The sequence below is a fragment of the Ruminococcus sp. genome (genome assembly GCF_017650195.1).
Classification (GTDB): Bacteria; Bacillota; Clostridia; order Oscillospirales; family Ruminococcaceae; genus Ruminococcus.
Genome location: NZ_JAGCFH010000202.1, coordinates 1 through 21,775, shown reverse-complemented (window position 1 = coordinate 21,775; position 21,775 = coordinate 1). Strand labels below are relative to the sequence as shown.

Annotated in this window: 16 protein-coding genes and 2 tRNA genes; 4 read left to right on the top strand and 14 right to left on the bottom strand. The window is 44.8% G+C overall.

Features of this window, described 5'->3' with window-relative positions:
* Positions 1-8: 8 nt before the first annotated feature.
* The 5 genes from J6U00_RS09420 to J6U00_RS09400 form a co-directional block, all read right to left on the bottom strand.
* A complete protein-coding gene (locus J6U00_RS09420; RefSeq protein WP_296581279.1) occupies positions 9-638 on the bottom strand; it encodes a Yip1 family protein in 630 nt (209 codons plus the stop codon).
* Positions 635-2,137 carry a hypothetical protein gene (locus J6U00_RS09415; protein ID WP_296581277.1) on the bottom strand — a complete coding sequence of 501 codons (1,503 nt, stop codon included), beginning with the start codon at positions 2,135-2,137 and terminating at the stop codon, positions 635-637. Before J6U00_RS09415 ends, J6U00_RS09420 begins: the two co-directional genes overlap by 4 nt.
* A gap of 109 nt (positions 2,138-2,246) precedes the next feature.
* Positions 2,247-3,125, bottom strand: coding sequence for a carbohydrate ABC transporter permease (locus tag J6U00_RS09410; protein ID WP_296581275.1), 879 nt, complete (start codon positions 3,123-3,125; stop codon positions 2,247-2,249).
* A 12-nt stretch (positions 3,126-3,137) separates the two neighbouring features.
* The gene (locus tag J6U00_RS09405) at positions 3,138-4,055 is read right to left on the bottom strand and encodes a sugar ABC transporter permease (protein WP_296581273.1); all 918 of its coding nucleotides are present in this window, start codon (positions 4,053-4,055) and stop codon (positions 3,138-3,140) included.
* 222 nt (positions 4,056-4,277) lie between these two features.
* Positions 4,278-7,199, bottom strand: coding sequence for an extracellular solute-binding protein (locus J6U00_RS09400; protein WP_296581271.1), 2,922 nt, complete (start codon positions 7,197-7,199; stop codon positions 4,278-4,280).
* A gap of 463 nt (positions 7,200-7,662) precedes the next feature.
* Here J6U00_RS09400 and J6U00_RS09395 point away from each other — a divergent pair, with 463 nt between their 5' ends.
* A complete protein-coding gene (locus J6U00_RS09395) occupies positions 7,663-8,403 on the top strand; it encodes an ABC transporter ATP-binding protein (protein ID WP_296581269.1) in 741 nt (246 codons plus the stop codon).
* Positions 8,390-9,739 carry an ABC transporter permease gene (locus J6U00_RS09390; protein ID WP_296581267.1) on the top strand — a complete coding sequence of 450 codons (1,350 nt, stop codon included), beginning with the start codon at positions 8,390-8,392 and terminating at the stop codon, positions 9,737-9,739. Before J6U00_RS09395 ends, J6U00_RS09390 begins: the two co-directional genes overlap by 14 nt.
* Positions 9,740-10,085: 346 nt before the next feature.
* Here the strand turns inward: J6U00_RS09390 and J6U00_RS09385 are convergent, their stop codons facing one another.
* From J6U00_RS09385 to J6U00_RS09345, 9 genes are all read right to left on the bottom strand, one after another.
* A complete protein-coding gene (locus tag J6U00_RS09385; RefSeq protein ID WP_296581264.1) occupies positions 10,086-10,406 on the bottom strand; it encodes a hypothetical protein in 321 nt (106 codons plus the stop codon).
* A 261-nt stretch (positions 10,407-10,667) separates the two neighbouring features.
* The gene (deoD, locus tag J6U00_RS09380; RefSeq protein WP_296581262.1) at positions 10,668-11,378 is read right to left on the bottom strand and encodes a purine-nucleoside phosphorylase; all 711 of its coding nucleotides are present in this window, start codon (positions 11,376-11,378) and stop codon (positions 10,668-10,670) included.
* Positions 11,379-11,443: 65 nt separating this feature from the next.
* On the bottom strand, positions 11,444-12,874 hold the full coding sequence (locus J6U00_RS09375; RefSeq protein ID WP_296581260.1) for a polysaccharide biosynthesis C-terminal domain-containing protein: 1,431 nt from the start codon (positions 12,872-12,874) through the stop codon (positions 11,444-11,446).
* Positions 12,875-12,992: 118 nt separating this feature from the next.
* A complete protein-coding gene (locus J6U00_RS09370; protein ID WP_296581258.1) occupies positions 12,993-13,385 on the bottom strand; it encodes a DUF2752 domain-containing protein in 393 nt (130 codons plus the stop codon).
* Positions 13,386-13,560: 175 nt separating this feature from the next.
* Positions 13,561-16,149 (bottom strand): hypothetical protein, encoded by a 2,589-nt coding sequence (locus J6U00_RS09365; RefSeq protein ID WP_296581256.1) that lies wholly within the window; start codon positions 16,147-16,149, stop codon positions 13,561-13,563.
* A 56-nt stretch (positions 16,150-16,205) separates the two neighbouring features.
* Positions 16,206-17,354, bottom strand: a complete 1,149-nt coding sequence (locus tag J6U00_RS09360) for an ABC transporter permease (protein WP_296581255.1) — start codon at positions 17,352-17,354, stop codon at positions 16,206-16,208.
* A gap of 15 nt (positions 17,355-17,369) precedes the next feature.
* Positions 17,370-19,103 carry a biotin/lipoyl-binding protein gene (locus tag J6U00_RS09355; protein WP_296581254.1) on the bottom strand — a complete coding sequence of 578 codons (1,734 nt, stop codon included), beginning with the start codon at positions 19,101-19,103 and terminating at the stop codon, positions 17,370-17,372.
* 39 nt (positions 19,104-19,142) lie between these two features.
* Positions 19,143-20,048, bottom strand: a complete 906-nt coding sequence (locus J6U00_RS09350) for a carbohydrate ABC transporter permease (protein WP_296581253.1) — start codon at positions 20,046-20,048, stop codon at positions 19,143-19,145.
* Entirely contained in the window at positions 20,048-20,935 is an 888-nt protein-coding gene (locus J6U00_RS09345) for a sugar ABC transporter permease (RefSeq protein ID WP_296581252.1), read from the bottom strand. Before J6U00_RS09345 ends, J6U00_RS09350 begins: the two co-directional genes overlap by 1 nt.
* Before the next feature lie 602 nt (positions 20,936-21,537).
* Here J6U00_RS09345 and J6U00_RS09340 point away from each other — a divergent pair.
* Positions 21,538-21,611: transfer RNA gene (locus J6U00_RS09340), tRNA-Gly, on the top strand.
* A gap of 35 nt (positions 21,612-21,646) precedes the next feature.
* A tRNA-Arg gene (locus J6U00_RS09335) sits at positions 21,647-21,723 on the top strand.
* Positions 21,724-21,775: the final 52 nt, after the last annotated feature.

Sequence of the window (21,775 nt, the reverse complement as noted above, 5' to 3'; positions counted from 1 at the left end):
GCCGCCTTTCAGACCCTTGCCCTGTAGGAGAGCTCGGTGTAAACGGTGGATATGAATATATATACCTGCTGTATCAGCGACATGAAGAGTACTAGCAGAAAAAGCATTATGAACATAGCCGCTATGGTCAGCAGCACAGCCAACACAGTCTTGCCAAAAGAATACTGATGAGCGGTCTTTATCGCCGAAAACAGCAGCAGCACTGTCCAGCAGGTGCCGATGAGCTCTATTATCTGCATGAATACAGCTTCGTCGCGTATGAGTATATGGGACAGCACAACATTTATGTAGAGCTGTGCCACATATGGTATCAGTGCATAAGCGCTGTATATACATATATTCCTGAGGGTACCCTCACCGTCAAGGAGAGTACACACAGCCCAGTTTCCTACGACCCATGCACCGAAGAATATGAAGCTACGCATGATATATGGTATGATATTGAAGGTCTTGTCGTAAGACATATAGAACTGGAAGCCGTAAAGTCTTCCATAGGCTATTTGACCAAAAAAGAGCAGAAATACAATTAGCAGGGCTATTTTAAGTGAACCGGACTTCTTCCAGCGTATATCCTCAAAGCCCTCTAAGGGATGCATCACCGTATGCTTTACCCACTGCCGCTGCGTAAGATCCATCATTGCCGCTCTTCCTCCTTTTCTGCGGTATTTGCCAAAGCTCTCCGTTTTCTCCTGTACCTTCCCCATGCTATTAGAACCGCAACGAGAAGTACAGCCGCAAATGAAAAAGCCGTGAAGTGTTCTCTCAGAAACTCCCTGCGCCAGCCCTCGAAGGCTTTGTTATATATATCTCCTGCATCCGCAAGCTTTGCATACTTCATGGCTCCCTTGTAATCGCCATTTCTAAGAAGTGCAGAAGCCACACCAACGTAAGCCCGGAGATAGTTCCCATCCCTTGCAAGGACCTCCTCCCACGGGCCAAGAGCCTCCTCGTAATATCCTGCGTTATACAGAGCCGCAGCCTTGTGTACAACCTTGCCGAAGGAGGTCTCTCTAAATACCGTCACCGTATCCTTTGAGGAATCGAGAACGTAGAGCCTGTCATCAAAAGATTCCACAGCCGTAGCATGGTCGAAACCACCGGTCTGCTTTGCTATGGCTCCTGTAATAAAAAGGAGATTGCAGTCCTCGTCGTACTGAAATACCCTACCGGTGGTAAAATCGAGACAGTTTATCCAACCGTCCTCCGAAATGTCTATATCCACGATAGATGTGGAGTACAACTTGTTCTGAGAGCTGTCGTACATCGGCTTATGATCGCCGAAGGAAACGTCAAGCCCTGCGAAGATGTTCTTTCCAGCTGCATTCAGCTTCTTGACGATATCAGTGGACTGTGTAGCCGACGAGGTGCAGGTGAATATGAAATCCCCGTCTATGTCAAAGCTAGTGATACCTGTGGGGACAGTCCTTTTTCTCAAAGCCTTCTTTTCGTCGGACATAAAAATACCCCTAAAATGATTCCAAGCCACCTTTGCCGTGGCTTCAACACGATTAGCACCGTAAAATCCCATAAAATCGCCGTCGGGTGAGAACATAGCCGCGCCTGTAGTGATATTTCCGAGAACGGTATAAATATTCCCTGCCTTGTCAGCCACCACTTTTTGGGGCAGGAAGGTGCGCTTCTGGTCGTAGACCTCTGACTCTGGCTTTAGTATCTCCTTTTGAATATATCCGTCGGTATCCGAAACGAGTATGCGTGAATTCTCCGTATCTGCAATGTACATGTAGCCGTTTTCGGCGGAAACGTATACTCCCATGGGCTTATTCAGCCTTGTTTTGGAGCCGTCAGGCATAGTAAAACTGTCGTATATGCACTCTGAGGCATCAAGTCCGGACCCAGCTGCCACTATACGGTCGTTGCCGGTATCCACTATATACACCACACCTCTGCTATCTATGAATATATCGGAGGGATTGTCGAATGCTCCCACTTCGAGGTCATAGCCAGAAACAGCACGTTCTGCTGTATATCCTGCCTGAGAGGGAACAGCCTCTCCCCAGCGGTCGTAGCTGTAGCTCTCAGCAGGCTCGCCTGACGCCGCTGCCAGTGATACATTAACGGGAGCAAGCGTAGCAAATGCAGACAGCACTGTGATACATCTTTTCAGTTTTGTTTTCATTTACTTCACTCCCTTTAGTATCGTTTGCAGTAGCGATGCAAGCATCGCCCCCCTACACATGGCTATAACTTTTTTATGCAGAGGTGCACAGTGTGCGCCTCTGCGCTGATTACTCTTTGATTCCCGAATGTGCCATAGTCTCAATGACCTGGCGCTGTGCTAGCATGAATATCACTATAGGAGGCACCAGCAGGAAAACCGCCGCTGCCATTGCTACACCTGCTCTTGCAAGTCCTGAAGCAGCCGCCTGCGATACAACGGTAGGGAGCGTTTTATACTCCTCCCTGAATACCACTGAGCCGGTCTGTATGTTCCATGCGCCCTGAAATGCGAATATTATCAATGTCATCAGCGCCGGCTTCTGGTTGGGTATGACAATCTGCCAGCATATCCTGAAAAGTCCTGCACCGTCCACCTTTGCGGCTTCAATTATGGAATCCGGCACCTGACTTATGGACTGCCTCATGAGGAAAAGTCCCATAGGCGAAGCGACTGCCGGAAATATAAGAGCCATGTAAGTATCTATCATGTGTAGCTTTGCCATGACAATGTACTGCATAATGTATATTACGCTGCTTTGATAGAGTAGAGCAACTACTATGATACCGTTTATGAGCCTACTACCAGGGAATCTGCACTTTGCCAGTACAAATGCAGCCATAGATGAGAATATGCATTGCAATACTGTCACCGCGGCAGTTACGAATATGCTGTTGAATACATAGCGCGAAAAGGGTACCCTGTTCTGATGAAGCACCCTGAACATATCCCTAAAATTGTCCAGTGTAGGTCTTACGGCATACAGCTTTGGAGGAAACACAAAAAGCTCCTCCACAGGCTTTACCGACATCACCACAGTGAGGTATATAGGCAAAGCCATAAATAGTCCGAGTATTAGCAGCAGAAGGAATATAGCTGCAGTTCCGCCCTTTTTCCTTCCTGCCTGTCTGCTTGAAGCGCGAAGCTTCGATATATCAGTATTTGCCAAAGCTCCGCCTCCTCAGTCCGTATATTTGCCGAGGACCTTGCTTATGAGCCTGCTGCACAGGAACATAGCGATAAAGAGTATCATGCATATCGCCGAAGCATAGCCCATTTCAAAGCGTTGCCAGCCGTAGTCGAAGGCGTGTGTCATGATAGTATGCGCCTTATAGTCAGTGCTGGGGAAGCCCACAAGATTCTGTGCCACAGTGCCTGCGGTAAATGAGCTGACTATCTGCATGACCGCTGCAAACATGAGCTGAGGTCCCATTGAGGGTATAACAATGTATATGAGCTCCTGCCAGCGGCTGCGTATACCCTCTATAGCGCCTGCTTCATACATGGAGCGGTCAATATTCTGAAAGCCTGCGCGGAGTGCAAGAAAGCCTGCTCCGAGAGATATCCATAGTTGCACTACTATAGTGACGCCGAGGACATATCTGCCGTCAGTGAGCCACTGTACAGGCGAGCTTATTATACCGAGGTTTATAAGGAAAGAATTCATATAGCCGTTCATGTCTCCGCTGAATATGAGCTGCCATACAGTGTATACATTAGCCATTGACGGCACGTAGAATATAAGTGTGAACAGAGTTTTCAGCTTAGGGTGCATCTCGTTTATAAGCCATGCCAGCAGGAAACAAAGCACGTAGCTGACAGGTCCTGTAAGGAAAGCGAACACCAACGTTACCCTTATGGAGCGTATGAATATCTTGTCAGAAAGGAAAAGGGTAGCAAAGTTTGAAAGTCCTACATACTTCGGAGTGCTTACCATATCAAAGTCGGTAAAACCCATAGGCAGGGACATGACTACCGGTATCACAGTAAATACGATGAAAAATATCATAAAGGGTGCTAGCATGCCATAGCAGGCTTTATTGCGCTTTATATCGCGCCACAGCTCGCCTTTGCCGTGTTTTTTTGATTTTACCGCCATTTTTCACACACTCCTTTCTTTTCAATACTTCGTAGGAGACGATGCCACATCGCTCTAATAGTTTTATTGTTCATTAACAGGCGGATAATATCGGCCCCTACTTTCGATACACAAATGATAGTCAAATTAATTCTTAATGCGTAATTAAAAGTGCATAAAAACGATGTACGATTATTAGTTTTGAAAACAATAAACGAGTTTACAAGTGACCGTGTGGTTAGCCTACGTAGGCTCCACGCTAAAACCGAGGTTTTTGCGCTTTCGCGTTATCTCCTCGTTTATGTCCCTGTTGTACCATATAAGGGTATCACGGGGATTCCGGTTCTCGTTTATAGTCTCTCTGAATGCGTTCATTATATTTCTCGTCACCGCATAAGAAGCAGGTGTTATAGGTATCTCCTCCAGCTCTTCTTGCTGTGCGCGGAGCCTTTCAAGCTCACCGTCAGACCACGACATACGTTCCAGCGCTTCTACATTCGCAGTATCGAAGCGTCCAATAGTTCCAAGAAGCCCCTCTATCTGTGAAGCGAACTCAACCTGCGTTTCCGTATCCGTAAACCACTTGACGAATTCCCATGCATTCTCTTTGTTCTTCACCTTATTGAATATAACAGCTCCTGCACCGTTAGAATTTGCCGCATGAGACACCGTACCGTTATCTCTTTCGGTGCCGGGCACAGGACAGAAGTCCCACAAGCCGTTTATTTCCGGAGCAGCTGCCGTGAGCTGATTGAAGAAGGTATAATTTGCGATAACTATAGGGTATTCACCTGTCCTGAAACGGCTGAATGCGTCGTAGGTCTGCTCAAAGCAATACTTTGTATAGAAATCCGTCCACTCTTCAAAGGACTGCACAGCCTCGACTTTATCGAAGGAAGAGGCAGTCATCTCCGGATTGTAGTAATTCAGGCCCTTTTGTAGCATGAGCAGGGCGAAGGTATGACCTGATTCTGTAGCCGGAGATATATTGTTGGGCGGAAGCACAAGTCCTGCTGACATATAGTTTCTTTGGAGAGCAGGCAACATATCTATGAGGTCCTGCCATGTTTCTGGCGGCGAGCTGTATCCCAGTTCCGTAAGAACGTCCGTTCTGTAGAACATCATGGGGAAGGACTGGCTCACAGGCAGTCCGTAGCAGCCTCCGTTGTAGGCATATTGGGTCATGGCATTCCCCTGAAAGCGCTCCTTTACCTCGCCGAAGTCCTCAAACTGCGACATATCCATAAGCATACCACGGGCTGCAAGATTAACGGGGAACTCCCCCCCAAGGAATAAGGCAACATCTGGTCCCTTACCTGCAAGTGAGGCTTCCAAAACTCCTCCCGTGACAAGGTTCACCGAGACTGGTATGCCCGTCTCCTGCATGAACTTATTTTCGGTCATTTCCTTTACAACCTGTGCCTGATCCCGTCCAAGAGCCACCCATACCTCTATAGCTTCCTCACCTTCGATATCCGAAAGGGTGGTGTAGTCCTCAAAAAAAGAGCCTATAAAAGCATCGAATCCGAATTTCAATGACTTTCCCAGTTTCTCGTCGCAGCTTGAAAAAGCTCTGTCAGCTGTGGCAAATTCTATATAGTCAACTTCAAGGGGCTGATCACGGTTTTCCCTCATCCATGCGGATAGTGAGGCGATACCGTCCTTTATCTGGGAAAGGTAATTCGGTATTCTCAGAGGCTTTTCGGTGCACTTGTCCAGTATCACCGCCATATTCTCCAGTACAGCTGCCTCGGTGCCCCTACTGCCAGAAAGGGACTCTATCCCCTTCTGTATATCTCTGAGCTCCGCGGATATCCTTGCGAGCTCGTCCACAAGTCCGGGTATCTTTTCGTGTACATAATAATCAGTGTATTTGTCGGGAGAAGGTCCCGTTATCATCAGCACCTTGCGGTAACAAGTATTGAGCTCCTTAACATCTGCTTCGAGCCTGCGAAGATATTCGCCTATATCGCCTGGAACGGCTTCCATAGTGAAGGTGTGGCTCCTGCCACCCTCCAGCCATACGTATATACCCTCGGGACTGACCACCGTCCAGTCCTTGCTGTAACTGAACTTCACGCGGTCAAGCTCATTGCATGGCACTTTTCCGTCGATATATATACGCCTATTTGAATCAAAGCCGCGTATCTGATCCTGTCTTGCCTTTATACCTATTTTATACCAGCCGCCAGAGCCGATCTCCTCCTTGGGTATCTCCCATGTCACCGTCTGTAAAGCCTTTTTCCAATTTCCGCTGCCGAGAGTATTGTAAACCATTTTTCTCGGGTCTGAGGGTGAAGCAAGGTAGCTGCTGTTGTCAAAGGTTGGATAGAGCATAGGGTCTGACTTATATACCGCGTTTTCCCCTTCTATTCTGAACAGTGCAGAGGCAGTTTCTTCAGCTATAAACGGAGCGCCTGCCGACGCTGCATATTCGCTGTATGACGGCAGTTCCTCAGGAGCAAAGAGCTTTATGCTGTCTATGGCAAGCTGCGCTCTTTCAGAGGTAAAGCTAAGCTCATGACTTCCCTTTTCAAGATATACGAACAGAGATTCGCTGAAAAGTCCGTCTGGGTCTCCGAATAACAAGCTTTTCCACATCGAGCGCTGCACCTGTGCAGGGCGCACCTGATTTCCGCGACTGTCGGTGTATATCTCATGCTCATTTGTCCATACTCTTCCGAGACAGATGTGCGAAGCCGTATCGTAGGGAAGGCTACCGTCTATCCTCATTTCCAGCTCTATATCGGGACTTCCCGAATGCATTGGGCAATAATTCGCCATAATGCAATAATTACCGGTCTCCGGCACATCCATACTGTAGGTCAGACTGCCTGAAGCACTACTCCACAGTACGACCCTATCCCTTGTCTCTCCATCATCAGAGGTATAGCTGCCTGTAGTGATATCTCCCTCAACAGTGGCGACATCCTCAGAGTTCAGCACTATCTCGCAGCCGGGGCGCTCCTCCCCGAAGTATTTGTCGTGATACTCGCTGAAGGTGAGAAGTCCGCTGTCAATGGGCTCTATGCTGTAATAATCCACGACGAGCGCCTCGGATACATTATTTTCAGCCGCAAAGGCTCCGGAAGTCTGCGTACCGCAGGCTGCAAACAGCCATAACGACAGCGCTACTGCAGCTATTCTTCGCATATATTCCTTCATTGCAAGCTCACCGCCTTTCCGCGAATCTCCGTCATTTCAGCCGCCTCAACAAACAAAAAAGCGCACGCTCCCCTGTGTCGGGAATTATGCGCACAGACAGCCGAAGGCAGCTTTTCGTCACTGCCATTATCCATTAAAGTTAGTATATCAAATTTATTGTATAATGTCAAGAAAACCAGTGTACCACAAATATAAATAATATCTTTTACCTGTTATAATTTAGTTTAATTATACTGTTTTATAATAATACTATACAAACAGAAACTGTTCAGACTGTAGATTTGACCAATTTTTTTCGCCTCATTTTTGAATTTTCGGAAGCAAATTTCATTTTTATTAAAAAAGTGTAAAATTTGCATTCGTTTCTACGTTTTGTATTGACTTTTTGTGATTTTTGTGGTATTATGATAATGGAAAAAGTAATAGATTCAATATAAACTCCACAATGAAAAGGAGAGATATCTTGGCAAACGTTTTAGAAGTAAAAGAACTTTCCAAGCAGTACACAAAGGTGCTTGCGGCGGACAAGGTCTCTTTTGATATAAGCGAGGGTGAAATATTTGCTCTTATCGGTCCTAACGGTGCTGGTAAGACTACTACAATACGTATGATATCGACTCTCCTCGCACCTACATCTGGCGACGCTATAGTAGATGGTCACAGCATAATCAAGGAACCAGAAAAAGTTAGAGAATGTATAACCTACCTTCCAGACGAAGCTGGTGCCTATAAGCAGATGACGGGTATCAAGTATCTGAGATTCATGGCAGGGCTTTTCACCACGGATATAGATAAGCTTAACGGCTTCGTTGACCGTGCAAAGAATATATGTGGTCTCGGAGAAAGGCTCAACGACAAGATAGGCAGTTACAGCCGCGGCATGATCCGCAAACTCCTCCTTTCAAGAGCAGTTATGACCAAGCCTAAACTTGCCATACTTGACGAACCCACGAGCGGTCTCGATGTGCTCAACGCCATAGAGATACGCAAGATGATAAAAAAGCTTGCAGAAGAAGAAGGAATGTCCTTCCTTCTCTCGTCACATAATATGCTCGAGATAGAATTCGTCTCGGATCGTATAGGTATAATATCCAAGGGGCACCTTATGGTGACCGGAAGAGCAGACGAATTAAAAGAACGCTACGGTGTTCCAAATCTTGAACACGTTTTTGAAAAGGTGGTGAACGAAAATGAAGTTCATTAACCTTCTCAAAAAGGAACTCTCAGAGCTCATAAACAAACAGATGCTCTTATCTCTCGTATTCGTTCTGAGTATATTCCTTATAATGGGAAACGTTATGCAGTCAGCTACGAATGAGATAGTGAACGACGCAAAGAATCCGCAGATAAACTTATGCAATATGGACGCTTCCGATATCACCAAGGAAATGCTAGAGTACTTCAATTCAAACGGCAGTAAAGTGAATTTTGTTGCTGCTGATGAAAATGATCTCGCTGCTCCCTTTAAAAATCAGAAAAAGCTAAAAAGCTACGTGGTGATACCAAAGGGCTTCGGTGAAACATTGAAAAATGGTAAGAAGCCCGAGATACTCTCCATAAACAAGGTTCAGTCGGTTTCAACATTCAGCGGAATGACCGGAGGCACAGAGGGTACGATATCACTTATCAACGGATTTGTAGCTCTTAAGCTTGCAGAGCAACAGGGCGTGTCCGAGAAGGAGCTCGGTATTATCGAGGCCCCCCTTACCGTTACAGAGCATACAGTAGTTGCTGACAAGTCTGCGAAGATTTCCAGTTCGTCTATAATGACAAAGCTTCTCACGCAGAATATGATACTTCCTCTTATCGTTATGATGCTCATTATGCTGACCTCACAGTCACTGATAGCTTCAATATCAAACGAGAAGATTGACAAGACCCTTGAAACTCTTCTTTCAGCACCTATCTCAAGAGGTTCTATAATAACAGCAAAAATGCTGGCAGCTGCTATCGTAGCTCTCCTCAATGCAGGAGTGATGATGATAGGCTTCTCCTCTTATACAAAAGGTATGACGAGTGCTGTCTCAGAGGAAGTCAGCAACAGCATACAGTCTGCGGCTTCCAGTATAATTTCGTCCAGCGATGCCATGAAGCAGTTGGGACTTACACTGGGCGCAGGAGATTACCTGCTTATCGGATTACAGCTCTTCATCACCATTATGATATGTCTTGCGATATCCATTATCCTTGGCGCACTGGTAAATGACAGTAAGTCTGCACAGACAATGCTACTTCCCATAATGATGATGGTCATGATACCATGGCTGGTAACTTTGTTCGCTGATGTGAACTCTTTACCTACAGCCGCAAAGTTCATAATATGGGCTATCCCCTTCACTCACACCTTCACAGCTATGCCAAACCTGATGTTCGGCAATCATGTCGCGTTCTGGGGCGGATTAGCTTACCAGATAGTATTTTTCGCAATAGTGATGTTCTTTGCGCTGAAACTCTTCAAGTCAGACAAGATACTCACTATATCACTCAATCTCGGACAGAAGTCCAGATTCAAAAAATCAAGCCAAAACAACGAGGATTGATCCTCTTCCCCTTTCCCCATGAAAAGGCGCAGCAGTTCCCGGCGAGGAACTGCTGCGCCTTTTTATAACGAATGCAGCATCATTCCACTATATGTAAGCTCATTGTTCCGAGCTCTGAAAGGCTCCTTTATAAGGGAGACTGAAATAGCATGAATTCACTGGAACAAACCATTGAATATTTTTAAGTTCCGCCTTTTGCACAAAAATGACCGGCTTGCATTATAAGTATTCCACAATGCAAACCGTATCAGATCATGTTTTCACAAAATATGGGGGACGCGTCCCCCCCATTGAACCGTACGCGCAGTCAGATGAAAAAAATGCATTGTAGTCGTCAGTACCCTGCTCAAGTCTTGATGAACGCCGGCACATCGCCTTTTTTCGCATCCCATATCATATAACTGAAAACCAGCATTACTATACTGAGCAAAAGTCCGGCTACAGCCATTTTTCTGCCATTGCTGTTCGGTATACCAACGATACCGAAAATTATCCCAATCAGAGCAAAAGGTATCCCCCCCACGTAAAAGCACATACAGCCAAGCACCGTTAGAACTCCAATTATAAGAGAAGTACTGCCAAAGCTATTCTTGCTTAAATTCTCAGCATAAACATCACTCTCACTCTTTACTGTTATCTTTTCCTTAGCTTTATTGTTACTGTCCATAGTGTCCTCCCTGCCCCCCTGTTCTTCGGGAGCTCCTTTAACCTCTGCGCTGAGTATACAACATGCAGCAGCAAAAGTCCGTTATCCCGAAAAAGTAAAAAGCTATGCATATAATGCATAGCCTAAAAAAATGAAATGAATAAATATAGAAGGGGAATTGGGGGATTACTTAATCCACTTATAATATACCGTTTCAACCTTAAAATAATCTTAAAGTAATCTTAAACTAATATTAATTTTTAAATTTCCATTTTTCCCCTTTTATTTGAGAGATACAGCCGCTTCAAGCGCAATCTCCATCATTTCACGGAACGTGGTCTGTCTCTCCTCAGCAGTCGTTGATAATCCTTTAAGCGGACAGTCCGATACTGTAAGTACGCAGAGGGCGTTTTTTCCAGCTCTTGCTGCGTTCATATAAAGTGCAGCAGCCTCCATTTCAATAGCTAGCACGCCCATTTTCTGCCAGTCTGCAAGACTGTTGGCATCATCGTAGAAGGTGTCGCTCGAAAGGATATTACCAACATGAAAGGTGCTCCCCTTTGCCTCCGCTGCCTTTACGGCTGCTGAGAGCAGCTCCCACGAGGCTGTGGGAGCATAAGTGCCTGGAAGCCTGTACTGTGAGGCATATGCTGAATTGGTGCTCGCACTCATGCCTATAACTATGTCACGTAGCTCCACATTATCCGCTACCGAGCCAGCAGTACCAACACGGATAATATTTTCCACGCCGTAGCTGTTGAAAAGTTCCCACGAGTATATACCTATGGAAGGCATACCCATGCCACTACCCTGTACGGAAACAGGGACGCCTTTGTAGGTACCAGTAAAGCCAAGCATTCCTCTGACCTCGTTGTAACAAACATAGTTTTCTAGATAGTTCTCAGCGATGTATTTTGCTCTCAGAGGATCTCCCGGCATGAGAACCGTTTTTGCGATATCTCTATCCTTTGCATTGTTGTGTGGTGTCGGCATAATAAGCCCTCCTTTTTATTTTATTTTGATTTGATTTTCATTGTTTAATGACGCATGTGCAGGATTCAGTTCCTTTTGAGGAGCTTGTTCACGGTGATAAGCAAAGCCTTGTAATTGAAAGCTGCGATAACCGCTGCAAAAAGCAGCATCCATACAATATAAAGCTTGACTTCAAATATCATCATAATGCACATTCCGAGCAGTATGGCTGTATTTGCAAGGTTTTTCAAGCCATCAAAGCGGAATGGTACATAATACCTCGCATCGATTATACGAGCCCAAAAGCATATAAGATAGCTCAGAAGAGTCGCAACTGCTGCTCCCTGTATTCCCCATAACGGTATGAGGAAAAAGTTCATTGGGAGATTTACTCCACAGGCAACAAGCGCCGTCCAGAATGAGTTTTTTGGATGCTTTGTAGCGGAATATATACTTCCTAGGAACTGGTTCAGGCTCATGAAGACCACAGCCGCTATCAGTATAGGTGTATACTGGTATACAGTGGCATATTCGCTATATTTTTCTGACACCATGAATATCGAGGTCACGGGTTTTACTATAATAAGCAGAGCAGCCGCAGCAATAAACAGCATCGCTTCATAGGCTGAATAGACCTTTCCGTAAAACCTGTTCCTATCTGAGGAGGAGTTTTCGCTTATTGCGGACATACTCCATGCCTGATAGAAAATAGTGGACACCATAGAAATAAGATTTGGTATAACATTTGCACAATCATATATTCCCGCAGCCGATTTCCCGAGCTTATAATAATCACTGTGCATCTTATTTATGAAAAGTCTGTCCGAAAGGCTTGTTATGGTCCACATTACTATAGTCGGTATAAAGGGACCGGCAAATCTCAGCATCTCCACTGCTAGTTTCTTATTAAAGAATTCTGCGCCGGTATATTCCCTTAGCTTCGCAGCAGTAAATAGGAATATCGTGGAACAGAGATCAGAAAGTATGGTCGCCAGCATGAAGCCCTTTACGCCCCAATGCAGAACTGATATGAATATGATATTGAATACAAGTAGCGTCAACGCCGCAAAAATACCATCTATTGAGAAAAGCTTTACCTTGTCAAGGGCTCGTACAAACTGCTGACACAACATACGGAACGATGAAGTTACAACATATATAAGAAGAAGCACAGTATATCCTTTTATAAAGTCAAGCGCTGGGATATAGCCGAGGAAGGGCAGTACCAGCGTCATAAGCGCCATGCCTGCGGCAGTCATTACTGCTGAAGTATTGAATACCTCACGTTTATCATAATCCTTATCAAGTCCAAAGCGGATAAGATATTCCTGCAGAGCGAATGTAAATATCGGCTGTAAAAACAGAGCAGCAGTAATAAGAAGTCCCTTTATTCCCATACTGTCTGAGCTGAGATTAGCTGTATATAAACGGTTAAGTAGCAATACGAGTATCTTTGAGCCAAATGTGCCTATTGCAAATATACCTGTATTGAATACAAGCTTTTTATATTTATTCATTTTTAACACTCCGAAAAAGGTATTATGTAATACTATATATTATACCACATTAAATGTGATTTGTCATCATATTTGAAATTACAAAGCTCCTGAGCTTTCAGGAGCTTTGACGTCCATATCATACGGGACCAAGAGCAGGCAGAAAGTTCCTGAGTATATAAAAGGCTGCAAAAAAGCAGGAAATTATTACCCAATATCTTATATTGGATGGCAGCAGCTTTATATTCCTGCCAAAAAGCGCAAAGAGGTTCTCGGTATAAACAAACAGCAACATCAGAAGCAAGAACGGTATAAGTGGGTTGTTTCTTACAGAAGTGAGGATATGCCCGTGCAAGAGGGCATTGACGCTCCTTGTGTTCCCGCAGCCCGGACAGAGATATCCTGTCGCGGAATAGAAGGAGCACCCTTTGAAATATCTCTCAAGGCCTATGATATAGTCCCTGAATATAAAAACAGCCGCTGCTGCACATGGCATGACAGCCGCAAATATTATCCTTGCCCGTTTACTCATACGCTTCACTGTCCTCAAAATGATCTGCCGAAACATATAACGTTCTAAGTATATCATTTCTGCGTTTCTTTGTCAATATATGCCCATAATGGGAAAGACACTGCCGCGGAAATATGCGGCAGTGTCTGAAATTAAGGAGGTTGTTTATATACAATTATTTATTGTCTTTGGACCGTCAGTGCTGTTCGCTGAGTATGAGAGAGATACGGCTCTGAAGTGTTGTGATTATCTCATCAGCTGTCTTTTCGCCTTTAAGATAGGACATTGCTTCTTCCTGTACTATGTTCTCGACCTCAGCGCCAAAGTCATTCACTGCCTTTGTGCTGTTTATAATATAATCGGCTATGAAATCTCTCTGCTCCTTTGTAAGAGGCTTTATATCCACACTGTTAGTTCCATCGTAATATGAATACTCATACTCTGTCTTCTTTCCGTCTGGATCTATGTAGTAAGGCTTGCTCATGCACGTGTCAAGGGTTTTATCAAAGTTCTTCTTAAGAGACGAGAAGCCATAGTTATATCTCATATTCTCATCATCGACCTCTTCAGTTACGGTTCCTTTTATTAGCTCCCAGCAATATTCCTTGTTTTCAGATGTTGAAAGAATAGCATAGGTCTGCTCTGTGCTGATTATTCCTCCCTTTCCGTCATTAGAAGGATAGCCTACAAGAGTAAAGTCTTCGCCTGCAAGATCGCCATTGAGTAAACTAACGAGGCCATCGGTATAGCCTAAATAATCTTGATAGATGAGCACCTTTTCCTTGCTGTATGCAGCACTTCCATAGTATTCTTCCATTTCAGCACTATAATCATCATCAAATGATATTTTTCCATCCTCATCGAACATTTTTGAAGCACCGAAGCCGTCGCAGAAGGTGAGAAGCTTCTTGAACTCGGGATCATCAAAACTACAGGTGCCCTTTTCGTAATCTATGCAATCGCCGAGAGAATAATAAAGGAGCTCAAGTACGGAATCCTTTGTATCGTTGCCCATGAGGTGCATATCCTTATTTGCACGGTTCTCGTAAGTGCTTATAAGATCGTCTACAGTCCAGTTTTCCTTGTCAGTAAATTTCTTCTTTACAGCAAGTGTCGATACCGAGAATGAAGGAGAAAATGCTACAAGCTTTCCCTTGAACTCACCGGCCTTAAGAATATTCGGTAAAAAGTCCTCTCTGCTCAGATCCGGATCCTTGTCAATCAGCTCATACATATCTGCGAACAGACCCTTGTTTGCAAGGCTCATGACAGGTCCGTTTGAATATGAAACGAGCATATCAGGAACGTCACCTGCAACGATATCCTTCTTGAACTGATCTTCGCCGGAGGACTTGAGCATATAAGTCTCTTCATCATACTCGTCGTACTTGCTGTAATCTATTACCTTGAAGCGAACATCATCGTGCGCCTTGTTGAATGCAGATACCTTTTCGTTGAGCTCCCATGTTCCGTTCAGCGATGCGATAGTCAGCACCTTGACATTACTAAGCTCTGAGGGATCACGCTTTGAAAGCCTGTAAAGCGTGCTACCACCATTGTTACTGTAATAGTCGTTGAATACTGCAACAAAGTCACCGTTCTCCATTGTGATGAAAGTACTCATGCTGCCGGATCCAAGGTCGGAATCTATCCAGTCTATAAGCTTTTCTGATTTTCCGTCCTCCTTTATACCGAAGAAGCCTTCAGAGGTGGAGGCATAGAGCTTATAGTCTCCAGAGCCTGCATAGAACTGAGCATTGCTGAACTCATCAGACGCATCATCAAAGTTGAAATCAGCGTCCTTCGTAGCTAAGGTATTGCTATCCTTAAATATGAACTTCATGCCTGCTGCCGACTGAACATAGCCGTACATAAGAAGAGTATCCGTATCCACAGCGACCACACCGTACAGATAATCTATCTCATCACATTTTATCTCTTCTCCAAGAGTGCCGTCAGCATTCAGTACGTAATGAGCCTCGCCAGCCTCGTTCCATGCGGTTATGAGAGCTTTTCCACCGCCTATAGCAACGATATTGCCAACACCGTAAGTCAGCGCATCAGTTCCCTCAACATCCTTTTCGGACTTTATATTTCCGTTGACGTCAACTACATAGAGCTTTGAATAATGTTTACTATCATCCATATAGTCGTCTTCGTCATATTCGTCGAACTCCTCGTCTTCATCCTCATCAGCGTTTTCAGAGGTGATCTCTTTCTTTTCAGCCTCTGAGGCCTCAGCAGTTTCAGGCTCAGAAGCTTCCTCGCTTTCCTTCTTTTCTTCCTCTGACTTATCAGTATCTTCTTTATTTTCGTCTTCCTTCTTTTTGCCGTCTTCTGATATCTCTTCACTTTCAAAGAGCTCGGGATCATAGATATCAGCATCTTCACCGTACTCATAGAATGAGGCAAGAACTAGTATCTCTCCGTCGCTTGCTACAGAGCACTGAGTATCAACGTTGCCGTGCTCAATGGTAGGGATACTAAGATCCCATTTTTTGAATTCGCTGAAATCGTTATCCGTGCTATAGAAAAGAGTCGAATAATCCTCGTTTGACCTTCCTGTAATGAGGATATTATCGTTATCAAGCCTGTAGATATCGCTTACATTGTCAATATCTGTCTCAATTTCGATTGCACGGTAAGCCGCAGACATAAGCTGTTTGCTGTCCTTTTGCTTTACCTTGATGCTGTTTCCTTTTTTTCCGCCGCATGATGTGCTTCCAGCTGCGACTGCAACTGCTGCAGTAGCAGCAGCGATCCTTCTGAGTAGTGTCTTTTTCATAATTACTCCTTTTTCTTTTATTTTTTCTTCCTTTTGTCTGCTCATTTTTTCTTTAGTTACTGAGCCTTTTCTTTTCCGGTCTGCTCTGCCTTTTTATGTAGCCTTCTTCTCAGCTTTGTCTGTATCTCCGAGAAGATATCTTCGGCAGCCCGTCTAAGATCTTGTTTTTTTCTCTTAAACCTTATATACCCTCTTACGATAAAGCATACAAGAGTTATAAGCATTACTGCAAGGAGAAGCCTGCGCCCTCCATAGATAAATGAAAGCCTGAGCTCCACAAGTCTGGAGGCGTTCTCCCAGTATGGGTATACGACACTGTCCTTCCTTATTACCAACTCGCTCAGCTTTTTCAGAGCTTTCGTCCTATTTTCAGGCCGAAAGCGCTCTTTATTGTTAACTATGCTGATCTTTCCTTTATATAGTTCGGCAAGATAATCCTTTACCTTGCTATAGGTGAAGTTCTCCACCGGCTCGGGGGATACACATTCATAGCAGGTGACCCTACTGAACTCGTCCCTTTCGTCAGTGAAGTCCATGCTGTAGCCGCCTCCAGAGCCAAATATCAGTCCAGCAGCATAATATGATATATACATCTGAGGTGTTTTTTCCCTGCACTTCTTTTCAGCCTTTGTTTCGGGAGTATCTATAACTCCCGAAACGAAAAGCTCGTTATTTCCGATATATATCTTCTTGCCGGCAATATTCTCAGAGCCGTAAAGAGCGAATGCAAGGTCGCGGTCGATAACTGCACCATCCTTCATGGAGCTTTCGTCTGAGAAGAAGGCTCCTCCCAGAAGATCAAAGTCCCTGAACAGGAAAAAATCTCCTCCCACAGCCGTTATCTCCGCCTCAGACTTGCCATATATCTCACAGGTGACCATGCTTCTGCCGGCTACGGCACTGTACGCATGAGGAATGAGCTTCTTTCCCTCCTCAGGAGTTATGGCTACATCCCTAAGCTTATCTGTAAGCATCTGGCGAACGCCCTCGGCATCATTCGTTTCAAACTCCGCGTCTTCACTGAAAAAGCAGCTTACCTGCGAGAATTCCTTGTCGCTGCCGTTCCTCCAGCGCTCCGCGGCGTAATTATATCTCTGGGACTGAGCCATATTGCCGCCAGTAACGGTCAATATCACCGTACCTAAAACAGCTACGGCATTGACAGCCGCAATTATCATCTGTCCCAGTCTGTATTTTTTTTTCATAAGGTCCGCACCGCCTTATTTATCCTTCATGCGGACCTGAACTCCCGGTTCAATTGGCTTGCTTGAAGCGGTAATAACATAGTCTCCTCTGCCGATAGCACCTTCAATAGCGCACGAGGTCTCGTCCTCGGCTGCGAGATTGACCTCTACCCTTTCAACGTAATAACGGTTCCCGAGAGGAGAATTCTTTGAGTTTACAATATATACGTAGCCTCCGTTGTTATCTGATCTGTAGGCGCTCTTCGGTATGATAGCGTCATAGGTGCCGCTTCCGCAAGGGATTGAAAGATTCAGGCTATCGCCGGCAACAACATCGCCCTTTACGTCAAATACGAGCTGTCTGTACTTCGAGCCTGACGCCGTGTCATTCTTTATCTCCTTGAGAGTAACCTCGACATCGCCCCTGTAATTGTTGAGCACATCGGCAGAAATGCCCTTTTTGAGCTTTTTAGCTTTTTCTAGCTCAACTCCCGTAAGAACGATAGTAAATCCGTCTTCAACGAGATCTATAGTCGCGGCTGGAACGCCATCTATCGGACTTTCGTCAAGCCTTGCGTTTATGGAGCTCACGACGCCACCGTATTTTGCAGTGACCTCTGTAGATTTTGCTTCCTTTTTCTTCTTATCGAATTTCTCCTGCATCTTGTCAAGCGCCTTTTTCTGGGCATCAAGGTCAAGGGCAGCTTTCTGATCGTCAATGGAGTCCTTCTTCTGGGTCTGTGCAAGAGAATTTAGCTCGGATTCAAGCTCATTCTGCTTTGCAATAACGCTTGCTGCAAGAGTTTCGTAGGATTCCTCGCTACTGCTTCCGTAATTTGCGGTATATTCCTCTATCTTGGCAGAAAGCTCTGCGGACGTACTCTTTATCTCGGCAAGTCTTGCAACGAGGTCGCTGCGAACAGACATTTTTGCCTCATCGTAAGCCGACCTGGCGGAATCCCTTACAGCCTGCTTGGCATCTGCATCTGCCTTTGCTATCTCGGCATTTTCGCCTGACTCAACAGCCTTTTCGTATATGCCGTAGGCTGCAGTATACTCCTCCTCAGCGGAGATATAAGCGAAATAAAGCGAAGCGAGGTTGCCAATAAGCTCTATATCTGCGTCCGCAAGCGAATCGCTGTCAAGCATTCTTACAGTGCTTTCGTAATTTGTCCTTTCATCGGTAAGTCTTTCGAACTCTGCCTTGTTTCTGTTGTACTCGCTCCTTGCCGCAGAGGCTATGCCCTCATTGGCTCTTGCGGCGTCACGCTTTGCGATAAGAGAGCTGAGCTCCTCACGCAGTATCCTTATCTTCTGATTTTCAGCGGTATAATCGGTAGGCAGAGTGAGCAGAGCCTTCTGGTACTCAAGCTTCGCGCTTTCCAGTGTCTCTTCCTCGGACTCGAGCTCCTTGCTGCTAACGGTATCCACCGTAAAAAGAACGTCACCTGCCTTGATCTCCTGACCGACCTTAATATGTATCTTCTTTATGGTCTTGCTACTGTCCACTGTAACGTCGTAGGACTGGTTAGACTCTACCACGCCTGTCCGGCTGATGCGCTCTACGAGCTTTCCGGCGTTTGCAGCCTCAGTGCTTACTTCAGCAAGAGACCTGTTCATTATTGTATTCGAGAAGAAGGTGAGTATGAGCATTATAACGAGAAATACGATAATGAGCGTCTTTATCAGCTCTCTTCTCCTTGCGGGCGAGCTTGTTTCCACTGCACCTCTCTCCGCAAGTATTTCCTTAACTTCTTTTGATTCGTTCATATTGATTCTCCTTGTGAAAGAATATCTCTTCATTTTATCTTATCCCTTGATTCCGCCGGAATAGGATATTCCCTCTATGAGGTAATCCTCTCCGTACAGGAACATAAGCACCGTAGGTATCATATATACCGTTCCCACCGCAAATGCAAGTCCGATATCCCCGGTATTTATCTCTGACAGGAATACCGACAACGGATGAAGGTTGTTGTTTTTCATAAGTACTATAGGCTGTTCCACCATATTCCAGTAGTCGATGAATACCAGCATCGATATGGAAACGATAGCGCCCTTACATAGTGGCACGTATATCTTTGTGAGTATCTTGAGCTCGCTGGCTCCGTCAAGTTTTGCAGCTTCCACATAGGATACAGGTATCCTTCGCATTACCTTTGTCAAGAGGAATATGCTGAACGGTGAGAATATCGCCGGCAGTATGATAGCCTTGCGGGTATCAAGCATATTAAATTTGTCCGCTACAAGGAAATTCGGAACGAGAGTTACCTGATAGGGCATTATCATAAGTATGATGTACGCAAAGAAGATAATGCTCTTGAACTTGTTGGGATATCTTGAAAAACCGTAGGCCGTGAGTATTGCCACGAGCATCTGGAATACTGTTATGGGCACCGTAAGAATAACCGAGTTCCAGAACTTCATAAGGTAGTCGGAATTCTGTATCAGCACGGCTTTGTACTGCGCAAAGGTAACCTTGTCGGGAATGAATTTCAGATTTACATTTTCGGAAATAATGTCCTTCTTTCCTGATATCATATTCTTGAACATGGCGCCGTAGTTGGAGGTTATCTCCTTAGACGTCATGAAGGAATTGGCTATCGTCAGAACAGTAGGCATAAGGAACACAAGAGCTACAAGGAATATGAATACAAGTATCATGCAGTTGAACACCCTGCGCTTGTGTCTCAGTGTCAGTCTTTTCAGTTTCATCAGTTCTCCACATCCTTTCCGAAAATGTTCTCGGCAATAAGGAGAACCGCAATTATAACTATCATTACCAGTGCCAGCAACACCGCAGCCGACGACAGCTTCTGATAATCAAGGCTGTTGAAGGTGTTGTTCATAAAGTGCTGGAGCATATACAGCTTATCCTGCGGATAGTTTCCAGTGAGGAGATATACCTCGCGGAATATTTTGAATGAGTTTATCAGTGAGAGGATAAGCACAAAAAGTATTGTCGGCGAAAGATATCTCAACTTGATATGTATGAACTTGTACCAGCTTCCTGCGCCCTCAAGGTCTGCGACCTCGATTATGTCCCTCGGTATAGCGCACAGTGCAGACATGAAGAGTATCATGTTGTAACCGAGATTTTTCCACAGGAACATACATATTATTACGAGCTGCCCGTAAGGAGATTTTATCCAGTCCACAGAATTGCCGCCGAAATGCTCTATCAGCTGATTAAGAGTTCCGTGATTATGGAATATTACCTGCCATACCAGTACTACCGAAGCCGTGGGCACCATGAGAGGACTAAGGAAGAAGGTCCTGAATATGCTCTTTCCAGGGATATTTCGTTCGAGAAGTATTGCAAGCCCGAGAGAAAGTACCACTGCCAGCGGAACTGATACGAGCGAGAAGAAAGCCGTATTTTTCACTGCTTTTATGAACGCGGCATTGCTGAACAGCTTGAAGTAGTTTTCAAGCCCTACAAATTCCTTAAGCACTGGGTTGTTTATTAAGGAATAGTATATAACTATGCAGAACGGAACGAAGAAGAAGAGCATTACTCCTATAAAGCTCGGGAAAACGCATATATTGCTGAACACCCTCTCTCCTCTTCTGCCACACTGATCCTTTGTCTTGTTTTTCATTTGAACACAACCTCACAAAAATCTTTTGTTCATGTATCTTTGCCTTAGCCCATGTTCGGGCAGCTCAGGTATGCGAAGCTATTTTCACGCTGTTTCAGATAGCTGTAAGCCTTTTTATCATTCTTCTCAAAAGCAATCCGTGTATATGTAAGAGAATAAAAGCTCAAAGCACTTTAATACTATAATACAACTTTGACAAAGGCTTGTCAATAATTCGAATGAGTTTTTAACTTAATCTTTACCAAATACTATATCCGCGTTAGATAATCCTGAGACACTTCCGCTTTTTTTGTTGCTTTTTCCCGTCGGAAGCGGATCTGCTTTCCTGTACATTACCATATACCATACTACATCATAAACGTGACATTAACGTGACTTTTATATTACAAAACCGTCACTTTTTGCTTCTACATAATTAGACGTTTCCTGAAGGAGGTTTGTGACATTGTTTTAAGAAAAAAACGGTATTTACTCAGCTAATCAGCATTTTGACTTTGAATGAGTATAAGTAGCGCGTTTTTTTAGTCAATGTGACTGTTTTTTTAATGTGCTATTGACATTTCATCTCCAGTATGGTACAATATTTTCTGTTGAAACGCCGTGCGGGTGTAGTTCAATGGTAGAATGTCAGCCTTCCAAGCTGAACACGTGGGTTCGATTCCCATCACCCGCTCCAAGTTATTAGCAGCCTTGGCTGCTAAATTTTTCTGTGCGCCTTTAACTCAGCTGGATAGAGTAACTGCCTTCTAAGCAGTAAGCCGCTGGTTCGAATCCAGCAAGGCGCGCCATTTCGAGACTCTCCGTTACTTGTCTCCATCTAATGGAGAGCTTCGTTTTTAT

Excerpts from the sequence above, each read along its gene's own strand:
- J6U00_RS09420 (WP_296581279.1), bottom strand. The coding sequence starts at position 638 with ATGATGGATCTTACGCAGCGGCAGTGGGTAAAGCATACGGTGATGCAT.
- J6U00_RS09415 (WP_296581277.1), bottom strand. The coding sequence starts at position 2,137 with ATGAAAACAAAACTGAAAAGATGTATCACAGTGCTGTCTGCATTTGCT.
- J6U00_RS09405 (WP_296581273.1), bottom strand. The coding sequence starts at position 4,055 with ATGGCGGTAAAATCAAAAAAACACGGCAAAGGCGAGCTGTGGCGCGAT.
- J6U00_RS09400 (WP_296581271.1), bottom strand. The coding sequence starts at position 7,199 with ATGAAGGAATATATGCGAAGAATAGCTGCAGTAGCGCTGTCGTTATGG.
- J6U00_RS09390 (WP_296581267.1), top strand. The coding sequence starts at position 8,390 with ATGAAGTTCATTAACCTTCTCAAAAAGGAACTCTCAGAGCTCATAAAC.
- J6U00_RS09385 (WP_296581264.1), bottom strand. The coding sequence starts at position 10,406 with ATGGACAGTAACAATAAAGCTAAGGAAAAGATAACAGTAAAGAGTGAG.
- deoD (WP_296581262.1), bottom strand. The coding sequence starts at position 11,378 with ATGCCGACACCACACAACAATGCAAAGGATAGAGATATCGCAAAAACG.
- J6U00_RS09375 (WP_296581260.1), bottom strand. The coding sequence starts at position 12,874 with ATGAATAAATATAAAAAGCTTGTATTCAATACAGGTATATTTGCAATA.
- J6U00_RS09370 (WP_296581258.1), bottom strand. The coding sequence starts at position 13,385 with ATGAGTAAACGGGCAAGGATAATATTTGCGGCTGTCATGCCATGTGCA.
- J6U00_RS09365 (WP_296581256.1), bottom strand. The coding sequence starts at position 16,149 with ATGAAAAAGACACTACTCAGAAGGATCGCTGCTGCTACTGCAGCAGTT.
- J6U00_RS09360 (WP_296581255.1), bottom strand. The coding sequence starts at position 17,354 with ATGAAAAAAAAATACAGACTGGGACAGATGATAATTGCGGCTGTCAAT.
- J6U00_RS09355 (WP_296581254.1), bottom strand. The coding sequence starts at position 19,103 with ATGAACGAATCAAAAGAAGTTAAGGAAATACTTGCGGAGAGAGGTGCA.
- J6U00_RS09350 (WP_296581253.1), bottom strand. The coding sequence starts at position 20,048 with ATGAAACTGAAAAGACTGACACTGAGACACAAGCGCAGGGTGTTCAAC.
- J6U00_RS09345 (WP_296581252.1), bottom strand. The coding sequence starts at position 20,935 with ATGAAAAACAAGACAAAGGATCAGTGTGGCAGAAGAGGAGAGAGGGTG.